Origin of the sequence: Rhodoferax sp., from assembly GCF_030646845.1 — a bacterium.
In the GTDB taxonomy this organism is placed as follows: Bacteria; Pseudomonadota; Gammaproteobacteria; order Burkholderiales; family Burkholderiaceae_C; genus Rhodoferax.
The window spans coordinates 66,679-82,114 of the sequence record NZ_JAUSLE010000021.1 but is presented as its reverse complement, the minus strand read 5'-3'; the positions used below and the strand labels follow the sequence as shown (position 1 = coordinate 82,114).

Annotated in this window: 16 protein-coding genes; 3 read left to right on the top strand and 13 right to left on the bottom strand. The window is 58.7% G+C overall.

Going from position 1 to position 15,436, the window contains the following annotated elements; all coding sequences use genetic code 11:
• Positions 1–12: 12 nt before the first annotated feature.
• Positions 13–1,200 (top strand): efflux RND transporter periplasmic adaptor subunit, encoded by a 1,188-nt coding sequence (locus tag Q7T10_RS05615; RefSeq protein WP_304746826.1) that lies wholly within the window; start codon positions 13–15, stop codon positions 1,198–1,200.
• A gap of 44 nt (positions 1,201–1,244) precedes the next feature.
• Here Q7T10_RS05615 and Q7T10_RS05610 read toward each other — a convergent pair whose 3' ends face one another.
• Genes Q7T10_RS05610 through hemN form a run of 3 tightly spaced genes read right to left on the bottom strand, consistent with a single transcriptional unit; the run spans position 1,245 to position 4,462 of the window.
• Complete coding sequence (locus Q7T10_RS05610; protein WP_304746825.1) at positions 1,245–2,324, bottom strand: sensor domain-containing diguanylate cyclase; 1,080 nt, start codon at positions 2,322–2,324, stop codon at positions 1,245–1,247.
• Between the two features lie 53 nt (positions 2,325–2,377).
• Positions 2,378–3,055 carry a sulfite exporter TauE/SafE family protein gene (locus Q7T10_RS05605; RefSeq protein WP_304746824.1) on the bottom strand — a complete coding sequence of 226 codons (678 nt, stop codon included), beginning with the start codon at positions 3,053–3,055 and terminating at the stop codon, positions 2,378–2,380.
• 9 nt (positions 3,056–3,064) lie between these two features.
• Positions 3,065–4,462, bottom strand: coding sequence for an oxygen-independent coproporphyrinogen III oxidase (hemN, locus tag Q7T10_RS05600; protein WP_304746823.1), 1,398 nt, complete (start codon positions 4,460–4,462; stop codon positions 3,065–3,067).
• A gap of 140 nt (positions 4,463–4,602) precedes the next feature.
• Here hemN and fnr point away from each other — a divergent pair, with 140 nt between their 5' ends.
• Complete coding sequence (gene fnr, locus Q7T10_RS05595) at positions 4,603–5,322, top strand: fumarate/nitrate reduction transcriptional regulator Fnr (RefSeq protein WP_304746822.1); 720 nt, start codon at positions 4,603–4,605, stop codon at positions 5,320–5,322.
• Positions 5,323–5,342: 20 nt separating this feature from the next.
• Here fnr and Q7T10_RS05590 read toward each other — a convergent pair whose 3' ends face one another.
• The 9 genes from Q7T10_RS05590 to Q7T10_RS05550 form a co-directional block, all read right to left on the bottom strand.
• Positions 5,343–5,633 carry a hypothetical protein gene (locus Q7T10_RS05590; RefSeq protein ID WP_304746821.1) on the bottom strand — a complete coding sequence of 97 codons (291 nt, stop codon included), beginning with the start codon at positions 5,631–5,633 and terminating at the stop codon, positions 5,343–5,345.
• A 32-nt stretch (positions 5,634–5,665) separates the two neighbouring features.
• Positions 5,666–5,953, bottom strand: a complete 288-nt coding sequence (locus tag Q7T10_RS05585) for a FixH family protein (protein WP_304746820.1) — start codon at positions 5,951–5,953, stop codon at positions 5,666–5,668.
• A gap of 9 nt (positions 5,954–5,962) precedes the next feature.
• A complete protein-coding gene (gene ccoG, locus Q7T10_RS05580; protein ID WP_370653733.1) occupies positions 5,963–7,399 on the bottom strand; it encodes a cytochrome c oxidase accessory protein CcoG in 1,437 nt (478 codons plus the stop codon).
• A gap of 41 nt (positions 7,400–7,440) precedes the next feature.
• Positions 7,441–8,358 (bottom strand): cytochrome-c oxidase, cbb3-type subunit III, encoded by a 918-nt coding sequence (gene ccoP / locus Q7T10_RS05575; protein WP_304746818.1) that lies wholly within the window; start codon positions 8,356–8,358, stop codon positions 7,441–7,443.
• Between the two features lie 24 nt (positions 8,359–8,382).
• Positions 8,383–8,526, bottom strand: a complete 144-nt coding sequence (locus Q7T10_RS05570; RefSeq protein WP_304746816.1) for a cbb3-type cytochrome c oxidase subunit 3 — start codon at positions 8,524–8,526, stop codon at positions 8,383–8,385.
• 14 nt (positions 8,527–8,540) lie between these two features.
• Positions 8,541–9,167: a cytochrome-c oxidase, cbb3-type subunit II gene (gene ccoO / locus Q7T10_RS05565; protein ID WP_304746814.1), complete on the bottom strand. Its 627-nt coding sequence runs from the start codon at positions 9,165–9,167 to the stop codon at positions 8,541–8,543.
• Positions 9,168–9,180: 13 nt separating this feature from the next.
• Positions 9,181–10,623, bottom strand: coding sequence for a cytochrome-c oxidase, cbb3-type subunit I (gene ccoN / locus Q7T10_RS05560; protein ID WP_304746812.1), 1,443 nt, complete (start codon positions 10,621–10,623; stop codon positions 9,181–9,183).
• 87 nt (positions 10,624–10,710) lie between these two features.
• Positions 10,711–10,848: a cbb3-type cytochrome oxidase assembly protein CcoS gene (gene ccoS, locus Q7T10_RS05555; RefSeq protein WP_114970518.1), complete on the bottom strand. Its 138-nt coding sequence runs from the start codon at positions 10,846–10,848 to the stop codon at positions 10,711–10,713.
• On the bottom strand, positions 10,848–13,226 hold the full coding sequence (locus tag Q7T10_RS05550; RefSeq protein ID WP_304746809.1) for a cation-translocating P-type ATPase: 2,379 nt from the start codon (positions 13,224–13,226) through the stop codon (positions 10,848–10,850). Before Q7T10_RS05550 ends, ccoS begins: the two co-directional genes overlap by 1 nt.
• A 106-nt stretch (positions 13,227–13,332) precedes the next feature.
• Here Q7T10_RS05550 and Q7T10_RS05545 point away from each other — a divergent pair, with 106 nt between their 5' ends.
• Positions 13,333–13,776 carry a universal stress protein gene (locus tag Q7T10_RS05545; RefSeq protein WP_304746807.1) on the top strand — a complete coding sequence of 148 codons (444 nt, stop codon included), beginning with the start codon at positions 13,333–13,335 and terminating at the stop codon, positions 13,774–13,776.
• Positions 13,777–13,849: 73 nt separating this feature from the next.
• On the opposite strand, the gene Q7T10_RS05540 is transcribed toward Q7T10_RS05545, so the two are convergent.
• On the bottom strand, positions 13,850–15,394 hold the full coding sequence (locus tag Q7T10_RS05540) for a malonyl-CoA synthase (protein ID WP_304746805.1): 1,545 nt from the start codon (positions 15,392–15,394) through the stop codon (positions 13,850–13,852).
• Positions 15,395–15,436: the final 42 nt, after the last annotated feature.

Sequence of the window (15,436 nt, the reverse complement as noted above, 5' to 3'; positions counted from 1 at the left end):
ACTGGAGAAAAAATGAAAAGAAAAATATGGATTGGCATCGTCAGCCTGCTGGCTCTGGCATTGCTGGGGTGGGCCTTCATGCCCACCCCGGCAGAGGTCGAAATCGCCACGGTGACCCAGGGACGGTTTGAACGTTCTGTGCAGGAGGATGGCAAGACGCGCTTGCGCGACCGTTATGTCGTCTCGGCGCCGCTGGCGGGTCGCGTGGCACGCATCCTCCTCAAGCAAGGCGATACAGTGGTGCGTGACGCCGCCGTGGCGACATTCTGGCCAGTGGCTCCGGCATTGCTTGATGAGCGCACCCGCGCCGAGCAAAGTGCGCGCATTGGCGCGATGCAGGCCTCGGTCGCGCGGGCACAAGCCAATGCGGAGCGGGCTGGTGCGGCGCTGGACCAGGCGCGTGCTGATCTCAAGCCCAGCGAAGCGCTTGCCCAGCAGGGTTTTGTCTCTCCCAACCAGAATGAAACCGGACGACTGAACGTGCGCCTGCGCGAAAAAGAACTGGAGAGTGCGCGTCAGGAAGAAGTAGCCACGCGCCATGAGCTGGAACAGTCACGCGTAGCCCTGCGGCAGTTCTCGCAGTCCCCGCGAGACGGGCTGCAGCGCGCCTACGAGGTCAGGGCACCGGTGTCCGGCAAGGTGCTGAAGGTACTGCAACAGAGTGAAGGCATCGTGATGGCGGGCACGCCGATCATGGAACTGGGCGACCCGCGGCAGCTGGAAGTGGTCGTGGATATCCTGACCGAAGAAGCGGCGCAGATCAAGCCAGGGACCGCAGTGCAGCTCTCGAACTGGGGCGGACCGGACGTCCTGGAGGGCCAGGTGCGACTGATCGAGCCGGCGGCATTCACCAAAGTCTCAGCCCTGGGCGTGGAAGAGCAGCGCGTCAATGCGGTGATTGACATCACCTCGCCGCCCGAGAAATGGCACACCCTTGGTGATGGGTTCAAGGTCGATGTGCGGGTGCTTGTTCAGGTGGTGGACAACGCCGTCAAGATTCCAGTCAGCGCGCTGTTTCCGGTCGGTGCGCGTTCAGGCCTTTTTGTGCTGGACAAAGGCCGTGCCCGCCTGCAAGAAATTGAAGTGACAGCACGCAACGGCGTCGAAGCATGGGTCAAGTCAGGCTTGACCAAAGACACCCAGGTGATTGTCTACCCGGACACCAAGCTCAAGGACGGCGACCGGGTCAAGGCGCGTTGATCGAGCAAACGGCTCAGCTGGGCAGGCGCCCGCTACGCACGGTCTCAGCTGTCCTCACCCAGATACACCACGCAGTTTCGCCCTTTGCGTTTGGCCGCATAAAGCGCCCTGTCGGCACGGCCTACCAAGCTCACGCTGCCGTCAACCGCGGTGGTACTTGTCACGCCGATGCTGACTGTCATGGGCCTGTGCTGCCAGTGGACATATTGCATCGCGTCGCGTATGCGCTCAGCCACCACCATGCTGGCGTCCATGCCAGTGTCCGGCAGGATCAGAACAAACTCCTCCCCGCCATAGCGCGCCGCGTGATCATAGGGGCGGGCTTGCGACTGAAGCATCAGGGCGATCTGCTGAAGCGCCCCATCACCAGCAATGTGGCCAAACTCGTCATTGAATGCCTTGAAGTGATCCACATCGATGAAGATCAATGCCAGGGAAGAGCCTGCGCGCCCGCTGCGCGACAACTCTTCACTCAGGATACGGTCAAAGGCCCGGCGATTCTTCAGGCCGGTCAAGGCATCGATGGTGTTTTGCTCTACCAGAATCTGGTTCAAGCCTTCAAGCTGCTTCTGATAGCCTTCAAGCTGTATTTGCCGCTCCTGCTGCTCGGCAGCAAGAAGTTCGAGCTTGCGGTGGGCGTGTCGAAGTTCCAGCAAGGCGACGACCTGCCGCGACAGCGCCTCCAGCGCCTCCACCATGCGTGGCTCCAGCGTTCTGGGCACCTGGTCAATCACACAAACGGTCCCCATCGCAACACCTGACGCAGTCACCAGCGGCGCGCCGGCATAAAAACGGATCTTCGGATCACCTGTTACCAGTGGGTTGTCGGCAAAGCGCGGGTCAAGGGAGGCGTCATGCACTTGCATGAGCTCCCCTGGATTCAAAATGGCGTGGGCACAAAAAGCCTCGCCTCGGGGTGTCTGCAGAGCGCCCAGCCCTACTTTTGCCTTGAACCATTGACGGTCTTCGTCAATCATGGAAATCAGCGCAATGGGCACATCGCAGATTAACGAGGCCAGTTTGACTATGTCATCGTAAGCCTGCTCTGCGGGGGTGTCCAGGATGGCGTATGTTCGCAATGCCTTCAGACGCTGAGCTTCATTCAGAGGTGTGGGTGCATCCATGCGAGACATTTCTGAGCGTAGCCATCATACGCATGATAGCGGGTGGGCGACAGTCAGGGGGTCACGCACCATGGTGCGGCGTCGTGGGCAAAACCCATCCACAAAGCCCAGACCGAACTGGCAGCCAGTGCCAGACCCGCCAGTCGAACGCCCCATTCACCAGTGCCTTTTCCACGCAAACGCAACCAGAGCCACGGGCCCGCCATCATCGACACGCTGGTACCCAACGCAAACAAAGCCATGACCATGGCGCCTTCGAGTGCCCTGCCCGTCAAAGTCGCGACCAGCAAGGCCGAATAGAGGAGCCCGCAGGGCAGAAAAGTCCACAGCGCCCCAATCACCAGCGGCGCTCCCCTGCCCCGGCCGGCGGCCAGTGAACGTGCGCCAGACCATATCTTTCGCCCCGCCTGCTCCAGCCAGACCGGTTGCTGTGCTTTCAACAGCAGCAACATGCCAAGCAACGCGGTCGCCACATGGAAGAGTGTCCACACCGGGCGCAACGCTGCCGATTGAACTGTCAACCAGCCCAAGCCCTGCATGGAGGCCGCCGCCAGTGCTCCCAAAGCGGAGTAACCCAATATTCGCCCCAGCTGGAAACTCCACATGGCCGAGTTTTTGCGCGGGCCTGCGGCCTGTCCAATGCCGGCACAGGCGGCGCCACACATGGCGATACAGTGTGGCCCTCCGGCCAAACCCATCAAAAGCGCCGTCATCGCAAGAGACAATTGCATCGGACGATGCTAAATGATCTTGGAAAACTTGGCGCGCGTGCGGTCAGTCTGCAAATAGCGATCAAAGACCATGGCCACCGCACGCACAAAGAACCAGCCCATGTCCGTCACCTGAATGCCACTGTCGTCCACGGTAACCAGCCCCTGTTCGGCCAGTTTGTGCAAAGCCTCAATTTCAGAGGCAAAGTAATTGCGGAAGTCCACCAGATAGCCCAGTTCGATGGACTCAAACGAGACTTGCCCCTGGCACATCAGGGCCATGATCACGGCCCGGCGAACCAGGTCGTCGCGTGAGAGCGCAAGGCCACGCACCACCGGAAAATGCCCCTGATCCAGATAGTCGTAGTACTCTTCCAGCGTTTTGGCGTTCTGGCTGTAGGTGGCCCCGATGCGGCCAATGGACGAAACGCCAAGCCCGATCAGGTCGCAATCCGGCTGGGTGCTGTAACCCTGGAAATTGCGATGCAAACGCCCCTGCCGCTTGGCAATTGCCAGCGCATCGGTGGGCAGTGCGAAGTGATCCATCCCCACATAGACATAGCCGGCCTCCATGAACGCCGCCATGGAGCGCGCCAGCATGGCCACCTTGGCCGAGCCTCCCGGCAACTCCACGGTGGAGATTCTGCGTTGCGGCTTGAAGCGCTCTGGCAGGTGCGCGTAGGCATACAGGGCGATGCGGTCGGGACGCAACTCGGTCACCTGCGCGAGGGTACGGTCGAATGATTCCGGGCTCTGACGAGGCAGACCATAGATCAGGTCGACGTTGATGGAATCAAAATTGCGCTGACGCGCCGCCTCCACCAGGGCAAAAACCTGTTCCGCAGGCTGGACGCGGTGCACGGCCTTTTGCACCTCGGGATCAAAATCCTGAACACCAAAGCTCAAGCGATTGAATCCCAACTCTGCCAGCGTATCCAGCCGTCCGGCGTCGATGGTGCGGGGATCGACTTCGATGGAATACTCACCACCCGGTGCCAAGGTGAAGTTGCGACGCAACATCGCCATCAATTCGCGAAGTTCGTCGTCTGACAGAAAAGTGGGGGTTCCCCCACCGAGATGCAATTGCGTCACGGCTTGACCAACACCCAGCAGGGCTGTGTGCAAGTCCACCTCGCGACTCAGATAACGCAAATACGGTGCGGCACGGTCATGGTGCTTGGTGATGATCTTGTTGCAGGCGCAGTAGTAGCACAGGGACTCACAAAAAGGGATGTGAACGTACAAGGACAGCGGCAGTGTCATGGCGGCCGCCCCGGAACGCCGAAGCATCAAGGCCTGGGTGTAGTCTTCAACTGAAAAAGCCTCGACAAAGCGATCCGCCGTAGGGTAGGAGGTATAACGAGGCCCAGACACGTCAAACCGACGCAACAGGTCTTCGGAAATGGGTTCTGCAACAGCTGCATTCATGGCGACTCCTTGGCAAGCCTGTCAAATATGCCTGAAAAGAAAAAATGATTTCTTGATTTGCATCAAAAGTGTCAACATGCAGGTACAGAAGATTTGACCCACATCAGGCCTGGCTGTCTTTTGGTGCCAAAATCACTTGTATGAACCCTCAAACCATCAAAGTCGCCTGTTCCAACTGCAACTTGCGGGAACTGTGCATGCCCATCGGCCTGAGCAGGGAGGAACTGGATCGTATCGACGACGTGGTGGCGGCCCGGCGTACGGTCAAGCGCGGCACCACGCTCTTTCGCAATGGCGAGAAATTCACCAGCCTGTTTGCCATCCGGACCGGCTTCTTCAAGACTTGTGTGGCGTCAGAAGACGGTCGGGATCAGGTAACCGGATTCCAGATGGCCGGTGAAGTCATCGGTCTTGACGGCATTGTGAATGACCACCACACCTGCGACGCGGTCGCCCTGGAAGACGCCGAAGTCTGTGTCATGCCATTTGACCGGATTGAAGAACTGTCGCGTGAAGTGAATGCCCTGCAGCGCCACGTTCACAAGATCATGAGTCGTGAGATCGTCCGGGAACATGGCGTCATGCTGTTGCTCGGCAGCATGCGGGCAGAAGAGCGCCTTGCCACGTTTCTGCTGAATTTGGTTCAGCGACTGCATGCCCGGGGTTTCTCCCAGTCAGAGCTGATACTCCGAATGACCCGTGAAGAAATCGGCAGTTTTCTGGGGTTGAAGCTCGAAACCGTGAGCCGGACATTTTCAAAATTTGTTGAAGAGGGCATTGTGGAAGTCAAGCAACGCCATGTCCGCATTCTCAACACCGACATGCTGAGGGATATTGTCAATCCCAAACCCTGCAACTGAATTTCCCTGGCAACACCGCCCTAGCAGGACCCTTGCTTTGGGCAGCCATCCGGCCTGTCGTTGTCCGGCAGCGGGCAGCGGTTGACCTCGAACGGAGACATCGCCAGCAATGTCGTCAGTCCACTGGACACCATGGCGATGCCCCAAAACAGGAAAAAAGCCACCGTGTAGACGCCTTGACGTGAAAGCGCTATGGGCTGGCCAAACCAGTGCAGGTCTTGCGGGTCAACCATCGCAAATACCAGCGCCTCCAGGACGCATGCCACCAGAAAGGCGGGCCAGGCGATCCACATCATTCGTTGAGACAACATGTTTGGGTTCCTGCGTGTTGAAACCGTTAGGCTCAGGGTTTGGTGGCGTCTTTGGATGCCGGCACAACGCCGGTCTGCGCATGGTTACGCGCCTGCAATGCCGGCGCCAGACTGGCGGCATTGGCATCGTCCCCCAATGTCTTGTTGATCTCAATCCCTTTTTGATAGTAGTCGTCAGAAATGACCGGATCAGGCCTCGTCACTGCAAGGTAGAAGGTCACAAAACTTGCGACAACCACGATGGCCGGGCCCGCCAGGATCAGCCAGACATGTCCAAACTTCCACCAGGGAGCGGGCGAACGAAGAGTGCTTTGTTGCATAACCAATCCTTACCGTGGTACTAAAAATGCCGATTTTTCCGAAAGACTCCCCGGGGAGTCCAAAGAGGCAATCTCAAACTGAATCGGGTGCGAGCCCGGTGTCGCGGTGTCAAAGGGCGCTTGCACCCGCACCGCGACCCAACGCGATTGGGTGGAATCCACCGTCACGACATTCTCGGAGCTCACCATCAAGCCTGGCAAGCCAGTCACTGTGATTTGGTAACGCTGCGTCACTTCAGTGGCATTCATGACCTGAAGTCGGTAAACGTTCTCGATCTTGCCACCGGAGACAACACGTGCCATCACGCCCCGGTCACGGACCACATCAACCTTGAACGGCGTGCGCAGTGACAGGCTGACGAGCATGGCGACGACGATCACCGCAAGAATCGACGTATATATCAAAATACGGGGCCTGAAGACATGACGCCAGGTCTGCGCACTGGTCCAATGCTGGTTCATGGCGTTCTCAGTGGTGTACTTCACCAGACCCCGCGGGTAGCCCATCTTGTCCATCACGGTGTCGCACACATCAGCGCAGGCACCACACCCGATACATTCGTACTGAAGCCCTTTTCGAATGTCAATGCCGGTCGGACAGACCTGGACGCACAGCGTACAGTCCACGCAGGCACCAAGGTTCAGCGCTGCGGTGTCGGCTTTGCGTGACCTGGCCCCCCGCGGCTCGCCCCGCTCGGCGTCGTAGGTCACGATCAATGTGTCTTTGTCAAACATGGCGCTCTGGAAGCGCGCATAGGGGCACATGTGCTTGCACACTTGCTCACGCATGAAGCCGGCGTTGCCGTAGGTCGCAAAGCCATAGAAGAAGGTCCAGAAGACCTCCCATGAACTCATGCTCAACTGCAGGAACTCGATGCCAAGCTCTTTGATGGGCGTGAAATAGCCCACAAAGGTGAACCCGGTCCAAAGCGCCAAGGCCAGCCAAAAAAAGTGTTTGCCCGCTTTGCGCATAGCCTTTTCAAGGGACCAGGGCTGGGCGTCACGTCGCATGCGGGCCGAGCGATCGCCTTCAACTTTTTTCTCGATCCAAAGGAAAATCTCGGTGTACACGGTCTGGGGGCAGGCATAGCCACACCACAAACGCCCTGCCACCGCCGTAAAAAGAAACAGCGACAGCGCCGAGATAACCAGAAGACCCGTCAGATAAATGAAATCCTGCGGGTACAGCACCAGTCCAAAAATGTAGAAGCGCCTGGCACCCAGGTCAAACAACACGGCCTGACGCTGCCCCCACTCCAGCCAGGGCAGTCCGTAGAACACCAATTGCGTCAGAAAGACCATCCCCCACCGCCAGTTGGAGAAAAACCCCGAGACACTTCGCGGATAGATTTTCTCGTGCGCCGCATACAGGGAAATCATGGCCTCGTCGGCCTCCTGCGGGACGATGGGTATGACCTTCCGGGCTGCGGGTTCCTGGCTATTCAAGTGGGCTCTTTCCGTAATCGATTGCTGTGACGATACGCCTCTTACTGGGCCGTGGCGGCGCCCTTATTGGAAAGCCCCCACACGTAAGATGTCAGAACATGAATCTGTGCCTCGGTCAGCTTGTCCGCCTGGGCCGGCATCTGGTTGACCTTGCCAGCATTCACCATGGCAATGATGGCCGCCTCACCGTAACCGTGCAGCCAGACATCATCTGTCAAATTCGGTGCACCTAGCGCCGGATTTCCCTTGCCGTCCATCCCGTGACAGGCAGCGCAGGCCGCGAATTTTGATTTGCCGAGCGCTGCCTGTAGGGAGTCGTGCGGGCTACCGGACAGGCTCAAGACATACTGCGCGACGTTTTTGACATCTTCCGCCGTACCTACTGCGGCTGCCATGGGCGGCATGTTGCCGTTGCGGCCTTTGGTCAGAGTCTCCTTGATCGTCGCCGTAGCGCCGCCATGCAGCCAGTCACCGTCGGTCAAGTTGGGAATACCCTTGCTGCCCCGGGCATCGGAGCCGTGGCACTGGGCACAGTTGTTCATGAACAAACGTTCGCCAATGGCCATGGCCTGAGTGTCCCTGGCCACGTCTTCGGGCTTCATGGCCGAGAACTTGGCGTACAGGGGCGCGACCTCCGCATTGCCTTTATCCAGCTCCGCCTTGTGTTGACCAGTAGACGTCCAACCCAATTTTCCGGCGTAAGTGCCCAGACCCGGGTACATGGCCAGGTAGACAAAGGCAAAAACGATGGTGATGACAAACAACCAGGCCCACCAGCGCGGCAAGGGGTTGTTCATCTCGCGTAAGTCGCCGTCCCATACATGGCCTGTGGTGTTGTCACTGGCTGTCATGGCTTTGGCCTTGCCGCTGAACCACAGCAGCAGAAGACAGGCCAGAATGCTGACGACGGTGATCCCGGCGACATACAACGACCAGAAATTACTTGTGAAGTCGCTCATTTTTTTTCCTTTTATTGCGGTTCGTCAGTCTTGCTCGAAAGGCAGGTTGGCGGCATTCTCGAAATCAGCGGCGTTGCGGCGCGAGTATGCCCACACAACGATGCCAATGAACGTCAAGAAGGCAGAAACGGTGGCTATCGAGCGAAGGGTGTTGATATCGAATTCCATTGAATACCTCCCGCTTACTTGACCGAAGTTCCCAAGACCTGGAGATAGGCAATAACCGCCTCGACTTCGGTCTTGCCTTTGAGTTCTTGCGAAGCCTTGGCAATCTGCTCATCGGTGTAGGGCACGCCAACCGTCCGCAGGGCCTTCATGTGCGCCGGCATGGTTGCCCCATCCACGGCATTCTGGAGAAGCCACGGATAGGCAGGCATATTGGATTCAGGCACCAGGTCACGCGGATTGTTCAGGTGGTCAAGATGCCACTGGTCGCTGTACTTGCCACCGACCCGGTGCAGGTCAGGCCCAGTGCGCTTGCTGCCCCACTGGAACGGATGGTCATACACAAATTCCCCGGCGACCGAGTAGTGCCCGTAGCGCAGGGTCTCGGCACGAAACGGACGAATCATCTGCGAATGGCAGTTGTAGCAACCCTCGCGGACATAGATATCACGCCCGGCCAGCTGTAGCGCATTCAAGGGCTGCAATCCCTTGACGGGCTGCGTGGTTGATTTCTGGAAGAACAGCGGAACAATTTCCACCAAACCTCCAACCAGCAACACCAGCAGGATCAAGACGATCATCAGGAAATTGCTGGTTTCTATTTTTTCATGCGACAGTCCGCCGCTTGTGTTGTTGTTTGCCATGGTATTTTCCTTCTCAGGCGTGGGCAGCAGCGACTGGTGCGGCAATATTCACAGTGACGGAGCGGCCGTTGCTCACGGTCTTCAATGTGTTCCAGAGCATGATCAACATGCCGGTCAGATACAACAGTCCACCAAGCAAACGCAGCACATAGAACGGGAAGGTTGCTTTAACGGACTCGACGAAGGTGTAGGTCAGCGTACCGTCCGTGTTGATGGCACGCCACATCAGACCCTGCATGACCCCGGCAATCCACATGGCGGCGATATAGATCACGATACCGATAGTGGCAGTCCAGAAGTGGACCTCGATCGCCTTGACGCTGTACATCTGCTTCTGGCCAAACAGGCGCGGAATCAGATAGTACATACTGCCCATGGTGACCAGACCCACCCAACCCAGAGCGCCTGAATGCACGTGGCCTACAGTCCAGTCCGTGTAATGACTCAAGGCATTGACCGTCTTGATCGACATCATCGGGCCTTCAAAGGTGGACATGCCGTAGAAGGACAGCGACACGATCAGGAAGCGCAGGATAGGATCGTCGCGCAGCTTGTGCCAGGCACCCGACAGCGTCATGATGCCGTTGATCATGCCGCCCCAGCTCGGTGCCAACAAGATCAGGGAGAACACCATGCCGACCGATTGCGTCCAGTCTGGCAGCGCGGTGTAGTGCAGGTGGTGGGGACCCGCCCACATGTAAGTGAAGATCAGGGCCCAGAAATGAACGATGGACAGGCGATAGGAATAGACGGGACGCTCTGCCTGCTTGGGAATGAAGTAGTACATCATGCCCAGAAAGCCGGCCGTCAGGAAGAAGCCCACAGCGTTGTGACCATACCACCACTGCACCATGGCATCCTGCACGCCAGCGTAGGCGGAATAAGACTTCATGTAGCCAGCGGGAATCGCAGCACTGTTAACGAGGTGCAGCAAAGCCACCGCAATGATGAAAGCGCCAAAAAACCAGTTCGCAACATAAATGTGGCGAACTTTTCGGGTGCCGATGGTGCCAAAAAACACAATGGCAAATGACACCCAGACCAGCGTGATCAGGATGTCAATCGGCCACTCCAATTCTGCGTATTCCTTGCCCTGGGTGTAACCCAGCGGCAACGAAATGGCCGCAGCCACAATAACCAGCTGCCAACCCCAAAAAGTGAAGGCTGCCAGCTTGTCACCAAAGAGCCGAACATGGCAGGTTCGTTGCGCCACGTAGTACGCCGAGGCAAACAAACCACAGCCGCCAAACGCAAAAATCACTGCATTGGTGTGCAGAGGGCGCAATCGACCGTAGCTCAGCCAGGAAATACCGAAATTGAGTTCCGGCCAAGTCAACTGCGCGGCGATGATCACGCCGACCAGCATACCGACCACGCCCCAGACCACGGTCATGATAGCGAACTGCCTGACGACCTTGTCGTTGTAGGTAGTCGCTTGCGCATTGGGAAATATCATTTTCACCTCTTCTCAGTTTGTTTGGATCGAGTTTCCTATGGCAAACCCGGATACCGTTTGACGCAAGTCAACCCTTGTTGATAATTCTTATGAATCCTTAAGAATTCGCTCGCCTTCAGATTCGATGTCGTCAAATTGACCACGGTAAATAGCCCACCACAGTCCACCCAGAATGAAGAACACAAGAATAACTGACAGTGGTATCAGCAAATACAGAATATCCATCAGGTTTTCTCCAGCGATCGATCAAATTTTTTCAGTGGTTTGGCACGGTCCGACAGCCGCAAGGCGTTAAACACAACCAGCAGGGAACTCAACGCCATGCCCAGACCCGCCAGCCAGGCGGGGAGCCATCCCACCACGGCCAGCGGAACACACACCGCGTTATAAATGGCCGCCCACCAGAGATTCTGCCGCACAACACGCAGAGTGCGACGAGCCAGACGCAGTGATTTCACGACGGCGCCCAGCTGATCGCCCAGAACCACAAAATCGGCCTGTGCCTGCGCCAAAGGCACCGCCTGCCCAAAGGCAAACGACACATGGGCGGCGGCCAGTACCGGGCCGTCGTTGAGGCCATCCCCGACGACCGCGACCTTGTGGCCACGCTGTTGCGCATGTCGCAGGAACTCAAGCTTGTCCTGCGGCGCACACCCGCCCTGAAACTCAGTGATGCCGACCCGCGCCGCCACCCGTGCAGCGGCCTGAGCGCTGTCGCCTGACAACAAATGCACGATGAGACCCTCGCGTTGAAGTGCCGCCACCGTCTCCAATGCGTCAGGCCGCACATCCTCATGAAGTTCAAACGTCGCCAGCCAGCCCCGCTCATCACTGAGGCAGGCCTGCAACGACTCCGTTCGGGGCGGCACAACGCCGCAGAACGCGGCAGAACCCAGCCGCAGCTGCGTCGAGGTCTGCGCAGCGTCGCCAAACCACACCTTGCCCGACACCCCGCCGCCGGCGACTTCGGTCACTGCGTCCGCCTTCCACGACGGGGAAGTGCCGGCCGCGTCCGCGGCAACCACCAGTGCTTTTGATACCGGGTGGAGCGAATACTGCGCCAGAGCAGCTGCCATGGCCAGCGCCTGGGCAACGGGGACGCCCTCACGTACCTGGGTCGATCCCAAAACCATGGCGTCCCGCGTCAAGGTTCCGGTCTTGTCGAACAGCACGGTGTCGATGGCGGCCAGCGCTTCAAACGCCTCCAGCCGGCGCACCAGCACGCCGCGGCGCGCCAGGGTACCCGCTGCCGCGAGCATGGCAGCCGGCGTTGCCAGCGACAACGCACAGGGACAGGTGACGACCAGCACCGCCACCGCAACCATCAGCGCATGTCCGGGGTCCCGGCCCCACCAGAAAGCACAAGCCAGACCCGCGGACAGCAAAACCGCAATCAGGAACGGCTTGGCAATGCGGTCGGCCAGGCGCGCCAACGGCGGCTTGGTTGTGGATGCAGTTTCCATGAGCGCGACAATCTCTGCAAACCGGGTCTGGTCCCCGGTTCGCTCGACTTGAACCTGCACCACCGTTGAGAGGTTATGACTGCCTGCGATCACCATGCCACCAACGCCACGTGATACCGGACGCGATTCTCCGGTGAGCAATGCCTCATCGACCAGCGTGTCGCCTTGCAGCACCACGCCATCCGCGGGAAACGTTTCCCCCGGCAAGACGCGAATGACGTCTTTGGGCAGCAGGCGGCGCACAGGCACGCGCTCAAAGGTCCCGTCATCGCGCAGACGCGACACGCTGTCGGGCAGCCGGTTCATCAGCGCTTCCAGGGCGCCAGCCGTGCGGTCACGCAAACGCAACTCGAGCCAGCGGCCCGACAGCAGAAAAAAGACGAACATGGTCAGCGAATCAAAATACACTTCGCGGCCAAAATTGCCCTGGGGATCAAAGGTGCCGGCGCTGCTGACGACAAAGGTAATCAGCATTCCCAGAGCGACGGGCAGATCCATGCTCACACGACGTTGCACGATGTCACGCAACGCACTGCCAAAGAACGGACCGCATGAGAAAAGAATGACCGGAAGGGTCAGAACCCACGAGGCCCAGCGCAGGAGTTGCTCCATTTCAGCAGTCAAATCGCCCGGCGCTGCCACGTACGCCGGATACGCATACATCATCACCTGCATCATGCACAGCCCGGCGACCATCAGGCGCCAGAGCGCTTTTCGTGCTTCACCCCGGCGGCGCTCGCGGGCAAACGCGTCATTGGCGGGCACGGCGCGGTACCCGGCTTTTTGCACAGCCCGCATCCAGTCAGAAGGCCGAACCAGCTCGGAAGACCAGACGACACGCGCCCGGTGGCTGCCGGCACTCACCTCGGCCTTCACCACGCCCGGCACTCCCAGAAGCGCGTCCTCGAGGGTCAGCGCACAGGCGGCGCAATGCATGCCTTCGATCAGGAGGTTGGACTCCCAGCAGTCGTTGAGCCGGGGGTCTGGACGGCTGAAGGCAGACCACTCCTGTTGATCATCGAGAAGAGCCAGGTTGTCCGGGGCCGCACCGGTTACAGGCGAATCCAGCCCCGCTGGATAGCGCGCATCATCAAGGTTATTTAGCGCCGTCACGGAGACGGCAGGACTTGCAGTTGACATAAGGTCCAAGGGTGCCGGGCTATGCGCACAGTTTACTTGACGGCAATCAAGATAACGCTGAGTGAGCAGAGTAAGCTAGAGGCCTTCACTCAACAGGAGCAAATTCATGTATCAGAGAATTCTTGTGGCCACCGATGGTTCCACTTTGTCCAAGAAAGCGGTTGCCAGCGCGATTGGCCTGGCAGCGCTGTCAGGGGCCGAGTTGGTGGCCCTGAAAGTAATTCCGCGTTACCCGCAAAGCTACTTTGAGGGAGGCTTGGCCTTGCAGGCGGCCGAGGTCAGCCGGGTTGAGAAGCAATGGGCAGAGGACGGACAGGCCATCGTCGACGCAGTCCAGAAAGCCGCTCTGGCGAAGGGCGTCAAAACCAAGGCCGTGACTGTCAAGTCAGACCTGGTGTCGGACGCAATCATTGCCGCCGCGAAAAAACACAAATGCGACCTGATCGTGATGGCATCCCACGGTCGCCGTGGCATCAAACGCCTGTTGCTGGGTAGCGAAACCCAACAGGTGCTGACGCACTCCCACGTGCCGGTTCTGGTTCTACGCTAATTGGGCACATCGCCCTCGTAAAATAAGCGGCAGCAGCTATGATTTCTATAGCAATTTCATAGCTGCCAAATAGTCAACCTGCGCCGTACTGCGCCCGCAGGATGTTTTTCTGAACCTTGCCCATGGTGTTACGCGGCAAGGCAGCGACCACAAAACACTGCTTGGGCACCTTGAAATTGGCCAGCTGTGATTTCAGGCTGGCAATGATCTTGCCCGGGTCAATGGTGGCACCCGGCTTCGGCGTGACAACCGCGACGCCCACCTCGCCAAAATCCGCATGGGGTATGCCAACCACGGCACTCTCGGCCACGCCCGGCAACTCGTTGATACAGGCCTCGATTTCGGCGGGATAAACGTTGTAGCCGCCGCTGATGATGAGGTCTTTGCTGCGGCCCACGATCGTCACGTAACCCAACTCGTCGATTTTGCCCACATCACCCGTTTTGAAGTAGCCATCGGGGGTGAATTCCTCAGCCGTCTTTTCCGGCATACGCCAGTAGCCCTTGAACACATTGGGCCCCTTGACCTGGATGCCGCCAATCTCTCCCACTGGCACGGGACGCCCATCCTCATCCTGCACCCGCAGACTCACACCCGGCAGCGGGAAGCCCACCGTGCCACCCCGGCGTTCGCCTTGGCTCTGGTCGTACGGGTTGGACGTGAGCATCACGGTCTCGCTCATGCCGTAACGCTCCAGAATGGTATGGCCGGTTCTGGACTGCCATTCATTGAAGGTCTCGATCAGCAAGGGTGCCGACCCGGCAATAAAGAGCCGCATGTGACGCGCGGCCTCTCTGGTCAAGCCGGGCTCCGCCAGCAGGCGCACATAGAGCGTGGGCACGCCCATGAACACAGTGGCCTCGGGCATCTTCTGGATCACCAGCTTCGGGTCGAATTTGGACAACCAGATCATCTTGCTGCCGTTGAGCAGCGCCCCGTGTATGGCCACAAAGAGACCGTGCACGTGAAAGATCGGAAGCGCATGAATCAGCACATCATCCGCCTGCCAGCCCCAGTAGTCTTTCAGCACCAGTGCGTTGCTCAGCATGTTGCCGTGGGTCAGCATGGCGCCTTTGGAGCGGCCCGTGGTGCCGCTGGTGTACAAAATGGCGGCCAGGTCATCTGCCTGGCGGAGGGCCACCACGTGCTGGTCTGAACAGTGCGCGGCCCGCTCCAGCAGGGAACCGGTGCGGTCATCATTGAGCGTGAACACGCATTGCGTGCCTGCCTTGAACGCAATCTTGCTGACCCAGCCAAAATTCCTGGCCGTGCACACCACGACGGCGGGTTCGGCATTGCCGATGAAGTACTCGATCTCGGCACTTTGATACGCCGTGTTGAGTGGCAAAAATACAAGGCCGGCACGCAGGGTCGCCAGATACAGCACCATGGCCTCGACCGATTTTTCGACTTGCACGGCAATGCGGGAGCCTGCAGGCAGGTCCAGTGAATCGAGCAAGTTCGCCATCATGGCGGTGGCACGCTCCAAGTCGCGCCAGGAGTAAAACAGACCGCTGTCGGTTTCAACCGCTACCGCGTCAAGATCCTGCGGAAAGGCAGCGCGAAGTGCTGCGAAGAGATTGCCGTTGCTTTGGCTGGAGGTGTTCTGTGTGCGCATGTCAGTATGAGGGCTTGGGGTGGGTCATTTCGAGGGGATAGG